At 46.5% G+C, this 15,396-nt stretch carries 12 protein-coding genes; all 12 read right to left on the reverse strand.

The features are described 5' to 3' along the window. Positions 1-56: 56 nt before the first annotated feature. Positions 57-1,784 carry an alkaline phosphatase gene (locus tag AC58PQ_RS10490; RefSeq protein WP_497241880.1) on the reverse strand — a complete coding sequence of 576 codons (1,728 nt, stop codon included), beginning with the start codon at positions 1,782-1,784 and terminating at the stop codon, positions 57-59. Between the two features lie 197 nt (positions 1,785-1,981). Continuing rightward, on the reverse strand, positions 1,982-3,115 hold the full coding sequence (gene dnaJ, locus AC58PQ_RS10495; protein ID WP_497241881.1) for a molecular chaperone DnaJ: 1,134 nt from the start codon (positions 3,113-3,115) through the stop codon (positions 1,982-1,984). 125 nt (positions 3,116-3,240) lie between these two features. After that, positions 3,241-5,079, reverse strand: a complete 1,839-nt coding sequence (dnaK, locus tag AC58PQ_RS10500; protein ID WP_497241882.1) for a molecular chaperone DnaK — start codon at positions 5,077-5,079, stop codon at positions 3,241-3,243. 62 nt (positions 5,080-5,141) lie between these two features. After that, a complete protein-coding gene (gene grpE / locus AC58PQ_RS10505) occupies positions 5,142-5,720 on the reverse strand; it encodes a nucleotide exchange factor GrpE (protein ID WP_497241883.1) in 579 nt (192 codons plus the stop codon). A 57-nt stretch (positions 5,721-5,777) separates the two neighbouring features. Beyond that, entirely contained in the window at positions 5,778-7,301 is a 1,524-nt protein-coding gene (locus tag AC58PQ_RS10510; RefSeq protein ID WP_497241884.1) for a TCP-1/cpn60 chaperonin family protein, read from the reverse strand. Between the two features lie 14 nt (positions 7,302-7,315). Further along, complete coding sequence (gene hrcA, locus AC58PQ_RS10515; RefSeq protein ID WP_497241885.1) at positions 7,316-8,344, reverse strand: heat-inducible transcriptional repressor HrcA; 1,029 nt, start codon at positions 8,342-8,344, stop codon at positions 7,316-7,318. A gap of 110 nt (positions 8,345-8,454) precedes the next feature. Next, the gene (locus tag AC58PQ_RS10520) at positions 8,455-8,928 is read right to left on the reverse strand and encodes an N-acetyltransferase (RefSeq protein WP_497241886.1); all 474 of its coding nucleotides are present in this window, start codon (positions 8,926-8,928) and stop codon (positions 8,455-8,457) included. Between the two features lie 144 nt (positions 8,929-9,072). Beyond that, on the reverse strand, positions 9,073-10,224 hold the full coding sequence (gene hemW, locus AC58PQ_RS10525; RefSeq protein ID WP_497241887.1) for a radical SAM family heme chaperone HemW: 1,152 nt from the start codon (positions 10,222-10,224) through the stop codon (positions 9,073-9,075). Positions 10,225-10,400: 176 nt separating this feature from the next. Then, entirely contained in the window at positions 10,401-12,215 is a 1,815-nt protein-coding gene (gene lepA / locus AC58PQ_RS10530; RefSeq protein ID WP_497241888.1) for a translation elongation factor 4, read from the reverse strand. Between the two features lie 73 nt (positions 12,216-12,288). Then, positions 12,289-12,681 (reverse strand): DUF3679 domain-containing protein, encoded by a 393-nt coding sequence (locus AC58PQ_RS10535; RefSeq protein WP_497241889.1) that lies wholly within the window; start codon positions 12,679-12,681, stop codon positions 12,289-12,291. Between the two features lie 23 nt (positions 12,682-12,704). Then, the gene (gene spoIIP, locus AC58PQ_RS10540) at positions 12,705-13,937 is read right to left on the reverse strand and encodes a stage II sporulation protein P (RefSeq protein WP_497241890.1); all 1,233 of its coding nucleotides are present in this window, start codon (positions 13,935-13,937) and stop codon (positions 12,705-12,707) included. A gap of 320 nt (positions 13,938-14,257) precedes the next feature. Next, positions 14,258-15,262: a GPR endopeptidase gene (gpr, locus tag AC58PQ_RS10545; protein WP_497241976.1), complete on the reverse strand. Its 1,005-nt coding sequence runs from the start codon at positions 15,260-15,262 to the stop codon at positions 14,258-14,260. Positions 15,263-15,396: the final 134 nt, after the last annotated feature.

Genomic DNA, 15,396 nt, shown 5'->3' on the forward strand with positions numbered 1-15,396 from the left:
TCCAAAAGAAAAGAGGACACAGGGAAGGAGATCCCCATGTCCGCCTGCTCCTATCATTAATTTGCTACAATACGCTCGTTAAAGGCATCCCACGTGAAGCTTTTTCCAGTCAGTTGGTTAAAAGCTTCAAGCGGCAAATAGAGTTTACCGTTATCGATGTTGCCAACCCATGCGCTTGCTGAACCATTCACTGTAACCGCTCCAGAAGAGACAAGAATGGAAACTTTTTGACTATCTTTCATAAGAGTAACTGTACGAGCGGCTTCATCCCAAGCTACTTGTATGCCCAATGACTCCGCCAAGGATCTCGCTGTGAATAACGTTTTGTTATCTCTTGTCACTTTAAAGAGTGGATAACTATATTTATCTTGTAACTCTTTCGTTGCGGCTGCCAAATCAGCTCCAATCACTTTTGCACCACTTTTAGCAATATCCGTGTTGTCTATATCGCCTTTTACTAGTGCAGCAATTGGACCGTAGGCCCAAACACCGACGTCAACCCCCGTATGACCGTGCCCCGTCCAGCCAACCGCAAGACGCTTCGACACGACCGCGTTATAACCGCCGCCACGACCGTAGGACGTACCATCGCCATTCATAATCAATTGAACTTCTTCAGCGGACAGATCCGTGAAACCAATGTTGTCTGCAACGATTTTGCGGATATCATCCGCCGTTGTAGCCTTCTTCAGGACCGCATCCAAATACTCATACGAATGCTTTTCTTTGTTAAACAAATCAACATTCAGTTCATAGACATTGTCTCTTGCAAGTGACAAACCGCCTGTTTCATGATCCGCCGTAACGACAACCGATGTATTCCCATCTTTTTTAGCAAAATCCACGAGTGTTTTGAACGTAGCATCCAACTCTAGCATTTCTTGAATGTTCGCAGGAAGATCGTTGGCATGACCAGCGTGGTCAATTCGCCCTTGCTCTACCATTAAGACGAAGCCATTTTTATTTTGGGATAAAATATCGAGTGCTTTTTGCGATAATTGCGGTAAGCTAGGAACCGTATCCGTACGGTCAAGTACGTAAGGAATTTCGGCATCTGCGAATAGTCCAAGCGCCTTACCTGCTGTTACAGGAATTGCATCTAAACCTTTTTTATCAAAAGCCGTTTGGTACCCTTTTGCTTGAAAATCAGGAATAATATTTTTGTCGGTACGCTTCCCTTTGTCTTCTTTCGTTGTGAAATTGACCTTACCGCCTCCAAAGAAAACATTGACGCCACTGTTCAAATATTGCGAAGCAATCGCGTTCTGGTTGCTGCGTTGACGAACATGCGCTGCCCACACCGCTGGAGTTGCTCCTGTAATGTTGTCTGTTGTTACTAGTCCTGTTGCTTTGCCTTGCTTCATCGCAGCTTCGATAATAGAAGCGAAAGGTTTAGCTACATCACCGTTGGATACACTGATCGCGTTATTGTACGTTTTATTTCCAGTTGAAAAAGCGGTCGCTGCTGCTGCTGAATCCGTTACAGCGCCTGACTCCGTTGTGTAAGGACTTGCTTGGGAATATGTACTTGCTTTACCTACGTAGTAGCCCCCATCAAGCTCCAAATGATCTTTATTGAGAAATTTCTTTGCGTAATAACGAGCAGCAGTTACTTCAGCCGGCCCCATCCCATCGCCAATAAGAACGATCAAATTTTTGGAAGAAGCTGCCGGTACTGTTGAAGGTGTTGTTGAATCTGCCGCGGATACTGTTCCTGCTAGACTTAGAGCTAATAAGGAGACTGCCATTCCTGAACCCATCTTTTGCTTTAACCCTGTTTTCAAATGTTTTCCCTCCAAAAAAATAATCTTTCTCCTTACTAGCATAAGACTCATAGATTTGGAGAGTGTCAATCTCATATGAATATCTTGTAAAATGGATAGGTTTTGTTAGAAGAGGGTAAACAAAACAAAAAAACACCTCGGGCGCTTGAATACACAGATACAATCTGTCATTCGCACACTCGAGATGTTTTTACTTTCTAATCGCCTAAGAAGGCTCTTTTCATACGTTCGAAAATAGACTGGCTCTGCTCATGCGTATGCTCGCCGCTTTGCTTGCCGAACTGACGAAGCAAATCCTTCTGATCTTCCGACAAATTGGTCGGTGTCATCACGATGACCTTCACGTGCTGATCCCCTTGACCGAAGCCGCGCAGATGCGGAACGCCCTTGCCTTTGAGACGGAAGTACGTATCCGTTTGCGTACCAGCTGGAATTTTGAGCTTCACTTTCTCAGTAAGCGTTGGAATTTCAATTTCATCACCAAGCGCTGCCTGCATGAAAGTCAATGGTACTTCACAGTATACATCATTGCCTTCACGTTGGAAGAACTCATGAGATTTCACGCGAATCACGACATAAAGGTCACCAGATGGGCCTCCACGTGTTCCGCCTTCACCCTCACCAGAAACGCGAAGCTGAGCGCCATCATCCACACCTGCTGGAATCTTAATGTGAATCGTGCGCGTTTTCTTCACTTTACCGGCGCCATGACACGTTCCGCATTTTTCTTTGATGATTTTACCAGAACCATTACAAGACGTACAAACACGGCGGTTCACAATACGGCCAAACGCTGTATTCTGTACAACCTCCTGTTGTCCGCTGCCGTGACAGCCGCCACATGTTTCTGGTTTTGTACCTGCCTTAGCACCTGAACCACTACACGTGTCACAATTTTCGGTTCGCGGGATGTTGATATCTAATTCTTTGCCGAAAATAGCTTCTTTGAATTCCACTGTCATCGTGTATTGCAAATCGTTACCGCGCTGCGGTGCATTCGGATTACGACGATTTCCACCGCCGCCCCCACCGAAGAACATATCAAAGATATCCCCAAAACCGCCGTTGAAATCTTGGCCGCCGCCAAATCCTTGATTCGGATCTACGTGTCCGAACTGATCATATTGACTGCGCTTCTGATCATCGCTCAGAACATCATAGGCGTCTTTCGCTTCTTTGAACTTATCTTCTGCGTCGGCCGCTTTATTCACGTCAGGGTGATATTGACGTGCCATTTTACGGTAAGCCTTCTTGATCTCATCCTGTGAAGCATTCTTGCCGAGACCTAACACCTCGTAATAATCACGTTTACTCACTTGTTCCACTCCCATGTTCAAGACTACAAACGGAAAGTCAAAGCCACGGAGAACCTCCCCTTGGCTTTGACTCTTACGTTTCATGCGTAACAAACAGTGTTTAAAAAACTTCTTTAAACTTCTATTTAGTTAGAATATGTTTATTTTTTAGGTTCGTCAACCACTTCGTAGTCAGCGTCAACAACATTTTCTCTGCCTTTTGGAGCTTCTCCTGCGCCGCTACTCGCATCAGGACCTTGATCTTGCGAAGCTTGCTCATATAATTTAACAGAAAGCTGTTGGATAACTTCCGTCAATTCCTCAGTAGCTTTTTTGATCGTTTCAAGATCGTTGCCAGCTAGAGCAGCTGTTACTTTCTCTTTCGCTGCATTCGCTTTGTCGATTTCGCCTTGGTCTACTTTGTCGCCAAGATCTTTGATCGTTTTGTCAACGGAGTATACCAATTGATCCGCTTCGTTACGAGCTTCTACAAGCTCTTTACGTGCGCGGTCTTCCTCAGCATGTGCTTCTGCATCTTTAACCATTTGTTCAACTTCCGCATCGCTCAAGCCGCTGGAGGAAGTGATCGTGATTTTTTGGCTTTTGCCTGTTCCTTTATCCAAAGCAGACACGTTAACGATACCATTCGCATCGATATCGAAGCTAACTTCGATTTGCGGAACGCCGCGCGGAGCTGGAGGAATGTCACCTAGCATGAAACGGCCAAGTGTTTTGTTGCCGCTAGCCATGGAGCGCTCACCTTGAAGAACGTGAATCTCAACGCTAGTTTGGTTATCTGCATAAGTGGAGTACACTTGTGATTTCGTAGTAGGAATCGTTGTGTTGCGGTCGATCATTTTCGTGAATACGCCGCCTGCTGTTTCGATACCAAGGGAAAGTGGTGTTACGTCAAGAAGAACAACGTCTTTCACTTCACCAGTCAAGACACCAGCTTGAACAGCTGCGCCAAGAGCAACAACTTCATCCGGGTTAACACCTTTGTGAGGCTCTTTACCAATCAATTTCTTGATCGCTTCTACAACCGCAGGAATACGCGTGGATCCACCAACAAGAACAACTTTGTCGATTTGGCTTGTGGACAAACCTGAATCTTGAAGTGCTTGACGAGTTGGTCCAAGTGTTCTTTCAACAAGTCCGGAAGTAAGCTCATCGAACTTCGCACGCGTCATGTTCAACTCCAAATGCTGAGGCACGCCGTCTGCAACCGTGATGAACGGAAGGGAAACAGTCGTAGTCAAAACACCGGAAAGTTCTTTTTTCGCTTTTTCAGCAGCATCTTTCAAACGTTGTACTGCCGCTTTATCTTTGGAAAGGTCAATACCTTGCTCTTTTTTGAATTCGGCTACGAGGTAATCCATAACAACTTGGTCAAAGTCATCGCCGCCCAATTTGTTGTCGCCGCTTGTTGCTTTAACTTCGAAGAAACCATCGCCTAGCTCAAGGATGGATACGTCAAATGTACCGCCACCAAGGTCATAAACGAGGATCGTTTGATCTTCTGTTTTTTCCAAACCGTAAGCAAGTGCAGCAGCCGTAGGCTCATTGACGATACGAAGAACTTCAAGGCCGGCAATTTTACCAGCATCCTTCGTCGCTTGACGTTGGCTGTCGTTAAAGTAAGCAGGAACTGTGATTACTGCTTGTGTAACCGTTTGGCCAAGGTAAGCTTCCGCATCAGCTTTCAGCTTTTGCAGGATAATGGCAGAGATTTCTTGTGGCGTGTAGTCTTTGCCATCAATATTCTCTTTGTGGTTCGTACCAATGTGACGCTTGATGGAGCTGATTGTTTTATCAGGGTTTGTGATCGCTTGACGTTTGGCTGTTTCACCAACAACACGCTCGCCATCCTTTTTGAAACCTACAACGGATGGGGTTGTGCGATTGCCTTCCGGATTTGGAATTACAACAGCTTCTCCGCCTTCCATAACGGCAACGCAAGAATTTGTAGTACCTAAGTCAATACCAATTACTTTACTCATGTAAAGATCCTCCTTATGTTCCATAGGAACGTCATTAGTTTATTTAAAAAAGATAAGATCCTTTATACGCTAACTTTAACCATTGCAGGTCGGATGACCTTGTCTTTAAGGATATATCCTTTTTGCAATTCTTCTACTACGATACCTTCTTCATGCTCCTCAGATTCCACTTGCATAACAGCTTGATGGAATTCAGGATTGAATGGTTGACCAACTGCCTCGATAGGCTTAAGCCCTTCAGCAGTTAATAGTTGATCCATGCCGCGGTACGTCATATCCAAGCCCTTCACCAATGCATCGAAATCCTTCGTCTCTTTGCTTGAAGACAGCGCGCGATCAAAGTTATCCACAATCGGTAATAGCTGTTCAATCAATTTTAGCGAAGCGTATTTCGCGAAATCTTCCTTCTCCGCTCTTGCACGGCGACGGAAGTTGTCGAAGTCCGCTTGAACGCGTAATAAACGCTGATAGTTTTCTTCGGCTTGCACACGCGCCTGTTCCAATTCGCTATTTGCACTCGCGTCCTCGGAAACTTCCACGTCCTCCACTACCTCAGCTTGCTCTGTAGTTGGTTCGTTGTCGGCTGCGTATGTAGTATTCATCTCTTGTTCTGCAGTTGTTTTGTTATCTCCAGTACTCAATTGTCCTTCACCTCCTAAACATAATACACGACTTATTTGGGATTAGTTTGCCCATCTTTAGTTTTCTTCAAAAGGCTGCTTCATCTTAATCACTGTATGGATACGAAGCACCGCGGCAGCCACTTCACCAGCCGCTTGCAGCGCGTGAATTTTCACATCTGTCGGATCCATGATCCCTGCCTCCACGAAATCCGTAATCAGCCCCGTATCGCAATCGATGCCTAGGCTGTCCGTATCTTGTGCAAGCTGGGCCGCTTTCAGCTCTTCAACCTTCTCGAGCGGATTGTAGCCTGCATTCACCACGATTTGCGACAATGGCTTGCGCAGTGCACCCGCGACAGCGGCCACACCAAAGCCCTCCATGCCCTTCATCGTCTCGCGCACACGCTCCAGATCATGCGCGACGGCCATCTCCGCTGCGCCGCCGCCGGGCAAGTACCCGCCGCGCACGGCGGCTTGAACGGCTGACGCAGCGTCCTTCGCGATGCGCGAGCGCTCATGCGCCGCTTCGCGCGTCGCGGCGCCAACAATCACGGTCACGTGCTGCTCACCGTGACCCTGCGCCACGCGCACGCGCTCCAGCCGCTCGTCATACGCGGCATAGCCCGCGTGACCGAGCGCAGCGCTCAGCTCCGGCGCGCTCTTGCGCAGCGCCGTGCGCCGCACCGGCCTAGCGCCGGTGTGCTCGCTCAGCAACTGCAGGTCCCGGCGGGACAGCCGCTGCAGCACGAGAATGCCGTGGTCGGAGCAGAACTGCTCCGCCTCAGGGTCAACCCCTCGATCTGATGCGATCAGACCGACGCCAAGCTCCAGCAGCGAGCCGAGGCTGCTGCGGAAGAGCTCCCGAAGCTGCATGTAGCGCTGGAAGCCTGCCTCGGTGACCAGCGATTCCTCGCTGACCGCCTCAGGCTCCAGGGCATCGTGCAGCACGAGGATGCGTGCATCTCGACGCTCCTGCTCGATATGCAGGTTCATCGGCTTCTGATTCAACAGAATGCCGGTCCAAACCTCACTGCTCGCTTCTTCATGCGCGAGCACGCTATCCGCGAAGCGATAGCCTTCTTCGCGCAGCTTCGCCTCACCGACGGCTTCGGCCGCTTGAATGATAAGCTTCGCAATGTCTGTCTGTTCACGACCTGCTGTATAGGCGATACGCTGCAACGCGCGATCTGCCAAACTCACAATCGATCGACTTCGACCCTGTAAGCTAGCTACAGCTAAATCGATCCCCTGCAGCATGCCCGTAACAACTTTCGCTACAGGCACGCCACGTGTCACTTGCGCGACGCCTTCTTGCACCATCGCACCAGCAAGCACCGTCGCTGTTGTTGTGCCATCACCAATCTGGCGTTGTTGGCTGCGAGCGACTTGAATCATTAGCCTAGCAGCAGGATGAGTAACATCCATCTTTTCCAAAATAGTGACGCCATCATTCGTAATAATGACATCGCCTTGGCCGCCGACAAGCATCGTATCTAGCCCTTTAGGACCTAGTGTTCCTTCGACTGCTGAGCAGATCGCTCTTACAGCGGCCGCATTATTAACAAGTGTTGAGTAGCGTTCTTCACCTTCACCGTGCATGGGTTTGACTCCTGTCATTTGCCATACCAACGTCCTAGGACCAATTCCATATGCTTCGATAGGTGTTCCATCAAGCCGATCACTCTACCATATTCCATCCGGGTAGGTCCCAAAATACCAATTGTGCCAAGCGGCGTACCACCTATGGAATAAGAGGCTGTAATTAAACTGCAATTCGATATCGCTTCAATACTATTTTCAGCACCAATTTTAATCTCAATGCCTTCATTTGACGGAGTAAATAACTTAATCAGGGTTGGTGCTTCTTCCAGCAGATCAAAAATGCTCTTCACTTTCTCCACATCCTTAAATTCAGGCTGTGTGAGCATATTCGTCATCCCGCTAAGAAAAACGCGATCCTTCTCATCACTTTGAAGTACGCTTTCCACCAAACCAAGAAGCTCTTGATACCCATTTACATATTTGCTTAACTCATTCGAAATTTCATTGTAAAGCTTGGATTTAAACTGAACCAATGGCACATTCTTAAGCCTTGTATTCAATATATTTACGACCTTCTCGATTTCCGACATCGGAATTCCTTCAGGTATCGTTACTGTTTTATTTTCAACATGCCCCGTATTCATCACCAGGATCGCAACAGCAGTTGTATCCGAAATCGGGATGATCTGGATATGCTTCAATGTCGTACTAAATACCTCAGGACCGAGCACAATAGACGTGTAATTCGTAAGACTGGAAAGCATGCCAGCAACGTGCTGAATAACACCTTCCATCTCTTGAATACGTTCTGCGAAGGCACCCTTCATGGAGTCCAAATCATGACTGTGTAAGGAGCCGTGCTTCAACAAATGATCGACATAGTAGCGATAACCTTTGTGTGAAGGAATACGACCTGCGGACGTATGAGGCTGCTCAAGATAGCCCATTTCTTCGAGATCAGACATTTCGTTACGTATGGTTGCTGGACTAAACCCAACATTCCCGCGCTTCGAAATACTTCGCGAACCAATCGGCTCTGCTGAACGAACGTAATCATCAATGATTGCACTTAAAATCATGCGTTGGCGCTCTGTCAACATGAGTACCCCTCCTCCTCACTTCTCACTATTCGTCATCTTCGTTAGCACTCGTATTTAGTGAGTGCTAAATCCTAATACAAAAATAACAGACCCTAAGGTCTGTTGTCAAGTCAATCCAATCGTTTAAGTACGGCGATTTCGTCGCAACAATACTGTTTTTTGCAATGCATGCAGTCTCTCCAAACCTTCTCCGGAAAAATCTCCTTCGGAACGAGGGTAAAGCCGTTTTTAAGGAAGAAAGCAACTTCGTAAGTAAGTGCCATGACTTTAATAATTCCTTGGCTTCTTGCCTCTTCAACTAAGAAATTTACGAGCTTGCCGCCGATTCCTTGTCCTTTGTAGCCAGGCGTCATTCCCAGTGAGCGAATCTCAACTAGATCTGGCCCCAACCTCGTCAACGAACCGCAGCCAATCAATAAGCCGTCTAGTTCAGCGACAACAAAAGTATCAATTTGGTCTTGAAGCATTTCCCTGCTACGCGGCAGCATGATGCCTTGCCCCGCATACCCCTGTATAATTTCATAAAGCTTATCGATATCATCCACCGAAGCTTTTCTTACTGACACTGTAGTTGATGTATTCACGCTTTCCCCACCCACCAATCGCAAAAAATGCATAAAAGCCACGCTAGCGCTCTGCGGCTTTCCGCTGTTTCGCTTGTGGATTCATGTATAAATATACAACAATACGTATAAATGCACAAGCGTTTTTTGCTCAAAGGTTCCGTCTTATGTTAGGAAAGAAGCGAACACTTCATTACCGAGTAGAATGCCATGTTTGGACAATCGATACCCTTCGGAAGTTTGTTCAAGCAGCCCTTTTGACAACCAACCTTGAAGCGTAGATCCGAATTGAGATTCAATGGTGATCCCAAATTGATCCATGAAATCCTTGTTGCGGACACCCTCAAGCAGTCGTAAGCCTACCATCATAAAGTCTTCCATGGCTTCCTGAGGCGTGACTTCAGATTGTTCCAAGATTGGCAAACCAAGCTTCGTTGCGTCAATGTAAGGCTGAATGCCCTTCACGTTCACATGACGTTGTCCATTCATATACCCATGTGCACCAGCGCCTAATCCGTAATAGGAACGATTGCGCCAATACATCGTATTATGTCTGCTTTCGCGACCAGGTTTGGCAAAGTTACTGATTTCATATTGCTTGTAACCCGCTCCTTCCAATCTTCGCATGATGAGCTCGTACATATCGACTTCCTCATCTTCACTCGGAAGCGGCAGCTGATTTTTATTAAATAAGGTGTGGAACAATGTGTTTTCTTCCACTTTTAAGCTGTAAATCGAGTAATGTTGTAAATCGAGTGAGAGCGCCTCATCTAGTGTAGCCTGCATAATATCCACCGTTTGCTTCGGAAGTCCGAACATCAGATCGATGGATAAATTATCGAAGCCTAGCTTTTTCGCATTGGCGATGCTTCTATGCACATCATCTGTATTGTGAATACGGCCGATCGCCGCCAAGATGTCATTGTTAAAAGATTGCACACCAAAGCTAATGCGATTCACGCCGCCAGCTTTCATCACTGCCAGCTTATCTTCGTCCGTTGTTCCTGGGTTTGCTTCCATTGAGAATTCGACTTCCGCACGATCCGCTGGGAAATACGTACGCACGATCCTCAGGAAGCGTTCCATTTGTTCTGGAAGCAAAACGGTAGGCGTACCGCCTCCTACGAATATCGTCTCCACCTTCTGAGGTGGATGATTGCGGACAGTAAGCTCCATTTCGCGCTCTAGCGCGTCTAGATATTCCATAACGGGCTGACCTTTGAGCACATACGAGTTGAAATCGCAATAATGACATTTATTTGTGCAAAAGGGGATATGAATGTACACCGCTGTAGGCGTTGTATAAGTAACTAACATAAGGGGTATTCCTTTCCATGGTCACAATCAAAATAAACGGCTACACCGTCCTCTAAGGACGCGAGCGTTTATGGAGAAATATAGCCGAACTATCGAGTGAAACATATAAATGCTATATTTTGAGAAAAAGCCAAGGGACAGCGTACGCTGCCACCCCAGCTTTTCATTCCATGCTTCTATTCGTCGATTTTCAGAACAGCCATGAACGCTTCTTGCGGCACTTCGACGCTACCGACCTGCTTCATGCGTTTCTTACCTTCTTTTTGCTTGTCTAACAATTTACGCTTACGTGAAATGTCACCGCCGTAACATTTGGCAAGTACGTTTTTACGCATCGCTTTAACGGTCTCACGAGCCACGATCTTCTGTCCAATTGCCGCTTGAATCGGCACTTCAAACATTTGCCGCGGGATGAGCTCCTTGAGCTTATCACATATGATTTTACCGCGGTGATACGCGGTATCACGGTGAACGATGAAGGAAAGTGCATCGACTTGCTCCGCGTTGAGCAAGATGTCCATTTTCACCAGATTCGATTTCTTGTAGCCGCTAACTTCATAATCAAAGGAAGCATAGCCCTTTGTCCGAGATTTCAACATATCGAAGAAATCGTAGACGATCTCAGATAACGGAATTTCGTACGTCAATGTAACACGATTCGTATCTAAGTATTCCATATTCAAATATTCGCCGCGTTTGCCTTGGCACAACTCCATGATTGTCCCTACATAATCATTGGGTACGATAACAGAAGCTTTCACGTAAGGCTCTTCAACGAAGTCAATTCGCTGTGGATCCGGATAGTTGGATGGATTATCGATGTCGATAACATCGCCATTGGTCAATGTAATCCGATAGATAACGCTAGGTGCTGTTGTGATTAACGGAATGTTGAACTCACGTTCAATCCGCTCCTGGATGATTTCCATGTGCAAGAGTCCTAAGAATCCGCAACGGAAGCCGAAGCCTAGCGCTGTTGAGGTTTCAGGCTCGAAACGCAAGGAAGCATCATTGAGTTCAAGCTTTTGCAGCGCTTCACGCAGATCGTTGTAATCTGTCGTTTCGATGGGATACAATCCGCAGAATACCATCGGATTAATCCGACGGTAACCTGGCAGTGCATCCGGTGAAGGACGTTCCGCTTCTGTTACCGTGTCACCGACACGGGTGTCTCCGACATTTTTAATACCGGCAACAATAAAGCCAACATCCCCAACTTCAAGGGAAGGAACAGATGACATTCTCGGTTTGAACGCACCGACTTCAATAACTTCGAACACTTTGTTCGTTGCCATCATTTTGATTTTGGAGCCTGCTTTGATCGAACCATCTACAACCCGTACATACACGATTACGCCTTTGTAGCTATCGTAATGGGAGTCGAAAATCAAGGCTTTCAATGGTGCGTCAGGATTCCCTTGCGGAGCTGGTACCTTCAAGCAAATTTGCTCAATGATCTCTTTAATACCGATACCCGCTTTGGCTGAAGCATGTACAGCATCACTAGCGTCAAGTCCGATCACGTCTTCGATCTCTTGCTTTACTTTATCCGGGTCTGCGCTTGGTAAATCGATTTTATTAATGACAGGTAATATTTCTAAATTATTTTCCAATGCGAGATACACGTTTGCTAATGTTTGAGCTTCAATCCCTTGAGCCGCATCGACAACCAACAATGCGCCTTCACATGCAGCTAGGCTTCGTGAAACCTCATAGGTAAAGTCTACGTGTCCTGGTGTATCAATCAAGTTAAGGATGTAATCTACACCATCATCAGCGCGGTAAGCCAATCTCACCGCTTGAAGCTTAATGGTAATCCCCCGTTCACGCTCCAGATCCATCTGGTCGAGAACTTGCTCTTGCATCTCACGTGAAGACAATGCACCTGTATATTCCAGTATGCGATCAGCTAGTGTTGATTTACCGTGATCGATATGAGCGATAATTGAAAAGTTGCGAATTCTTTGTTGTCTTTCTCGAATGTCCGTCATGCTAAAGACTAACCCCCACTACATGCAAATAATTTTCATTATAGCAGTTGTGGGAAGTCGGAGCAATGCACGGCTAGCCTTTGCCTAAAACAGCATCAAATACAGAGATAAACAATTTAATCCCGTGATGCGCAGTAATCTGTAAAACCTCACCCAATTTATTCCCTACACGGTTTAATGAATTATCATGAATGGCAACAGGCTCGGCTTTTGGCTCAGCAGGTTGTTTGGCTTTAACTGCTGTATCTTTAACGGCTGGAGTAGGCGTAGGCGTTGCTTTGGCGACAGTTGTGGTTACTTTGCTAGGCGCTTTAGTAGGTGCCACTTGCGGTGATGCTTTGGAGGAAGGCTGAGGACCTTCAATGCGTTCCATGCCGCTAGATGCTAGACTGACGCCGAACAAAATACAGAACAGCAGCAAGAGTCCAAACAAACCTACCTTGATATAAAAGTGCCTCAGCCTCATCGCATTGCCTCCTAAGCGTTTTCTTATGATTTTTTAGGCGTCACCGCCGGTGCATCCACTTTTTTCGCATTCAAAATTACTTCTGAAATCGCCTCTGCCAGCCAATCGGTCGTTCGATAGCATTCCTCGAGGGTATTGTACGGACCGCCCACTTCTATCAAAATACTATTAGTTGAAATGTTCTGGTTATATAAGCCATTGCCCTCGCTTGCTTCTTTCGCATGAATCCCCTTCGAGACACCAGGGTGCTTCTCTTCCAGCACCTGATGAATTTTGCTTGCAAATTCCTCATTCTTTTTCCAGTTCGGATTTTTTCCACCGATGATAAAATACACCTGTGCGACATCCTTGCCGTCTATGGTTGCTGTAGTTTTATTACGTGCAGCTGAATCACGGTGAATATCGAAGAAGTATTTTAGATCCTTATGCGATGCGACTGCTTCTTGCAATGTCTTTGCGGAGTATTTGTAAGAGTACGGATATGAAAAACCTTTGACAGTGCTAGGATAAACTGTCGAGGAATGAACAGCCCCAATGCCGTCTTTCTCTAAGTTCTGAGCTAGCCGCTGACCTACGGAGATGATATTCACTTTATCGCTGTAGGCTTTATCTGGGTCTGTTACGCCTTTCAGTTCTGGTAGAAATGACTCATTACTATGTGTTTGATAAATAAAAGCGACATTATCTCCTGCGGTTTTGGGTGGTTGACCAATCACACTTGGAGCTGGGGTTGAGCTGCTAGTTGGTGTTGGCTCCACCGATGGCGATGGAAGTGGAAATCTAGCTTCTGCCTCTAAATTTGCAGCACTACCTGGACCGTAATCAATCGGCGAGCTTGGGTTTGTTGCACTACCTTGCACCAGCACCGTCGAATTATTCACTTCCATACCAGGCACTTCGCTTGCGACTAAGCTTTTGGGATCGCTCGGATTAATATCTGTCATCATTTGAAAAGCGAAGTGAAACACATTGTGTTGGGAGAAAGTGAACTTCTTCTGATCCTTATGTAAATGAGGGACTTCCATACCCAGCATATCGATGAAAAACTGATTGGTGACGGATGCGGCCAGACCTTTCATGGAAGAAACCGGCGATGTGGTCATTACTCTGCTTTGCAGGACGCCACCCAGCCCAATAAGTACGAAAAGAGCTAAGGTCGAGGTGCTGAGTACCATAAATGTTTTCCCGACGGAACTGGCGCTCTGAAAGGTTTTGCGAACTTGGCTGAAATTCCATGTGGCTGATGTCCATTTCATAGTTAACCATGCCTCCTAAACTATCTTAATTCAATCTATGAAACGAGCCCGAACGATAGAACTAGTTTCGCTAGATTTTTTGACCACATAAGAATTTACAAGTTTCCGAGATTCGGAAGAACAAATGCTTATTGGCGATAAAAACAACTTTTGAAACGCGGTCGCTCAACCACGAAGGGCTTCAATAGAAGTTTTTATCATAGAGAAGGATTAAGTAGTGAGTGCTGAAATCATTGAAGACGTGAGAAGGAATTCTGCGGGATGCTCAAACGCCAAAAAGAACTGCCCCCACGCCTGTGGGCTCAGTTCTTTCATTTCAATTAGTGAGTATAGGCAGCTACGTTATCGACATCCACTGCGTCATGTAGAGCCGCATTTAAGCCGCTTGCAATGATATTAGCAATGTCCTCAATAAACTGGTCAATCTCCTTCGGTGTGACAAGCAGATCATGTCCTACTGGGTTTAGCACCTCTTTCACTAGCTGCAACCGCTCGTCCTCGTTGATATTGTCCAGAAGTCCGAAAATCTGTCCCGTATTGCTCGTTTGACCGCTGAAATGCTTCTGCATCAGATCAAAGGCATTATTCACAATGGTTGAGGCATATACAACGGTCGGGACACCAATCGCAATAACGGGAATACCCAGCTGCTCCTTCGTTAAGCCTTTGCGTTTGTTGCCGATACCTGATCCCGGGTGGATGCCCGTATCCGCAATTTGAATCGTCGTGTTCACACGGTCCAAGGATCTCGAAGCGAGCGCATCGATGGCGATGATGAAATCGGGCTTGGATTTATCTACAATGCCTTGCACAATATCGCTGCTTTCAATCCCCGTTGTACCTAGAACTCCAGGAGCCACGGCGCTCACAGCACGATATCCTGGGCTCACATCTTCAGGAACTAGCTCAAAATAATGTCGGGTGACCATAATATTTTCAACAACAAGTGGACCTAATGCATCGGGGGTTACATTGCCATTTCCCAGACCAATAATAAGGGCTTTTGCATTCTTGGGAATGCCGACTTGCCGCAAAAACTGCTCGAACTCCTGAGCTAGCTTTGTTGCAACACGATCTTGGAGCTGACTGTCTTTCTCTCGTAATGCAGGTACTTCAATGGTTATATAATGACCAAGCATTTTGCCAAGCGCCTTGGATCCTTCTTCGTTGAGAACATTAATTTTGGTAACGCGGATGCCGTTCTCCCGTGTAAATTCCTGTTCAATCCCAGGAATCGGCTGTCCTTGATTGGCTGCGTGGACCATATCCCTTGCATCAAGTGCAAGATCGGTTTGTGTATTAAATGCGCCTAAGTCCATTAACAGTCCCCTTTCTCCAAATATAGAAATGACTTTGCTTATTGTGCGACAGAAGCCAGCCCCTTATGCAGATGAAGACCACTGAAAACCTATTGACAGCTCTTGCATTTTGAAATATTGCGTGGTAGAATACTTAAAGT

This window comes from Paenibacillus sp. J22P143 (assembly GCF_059692035.1).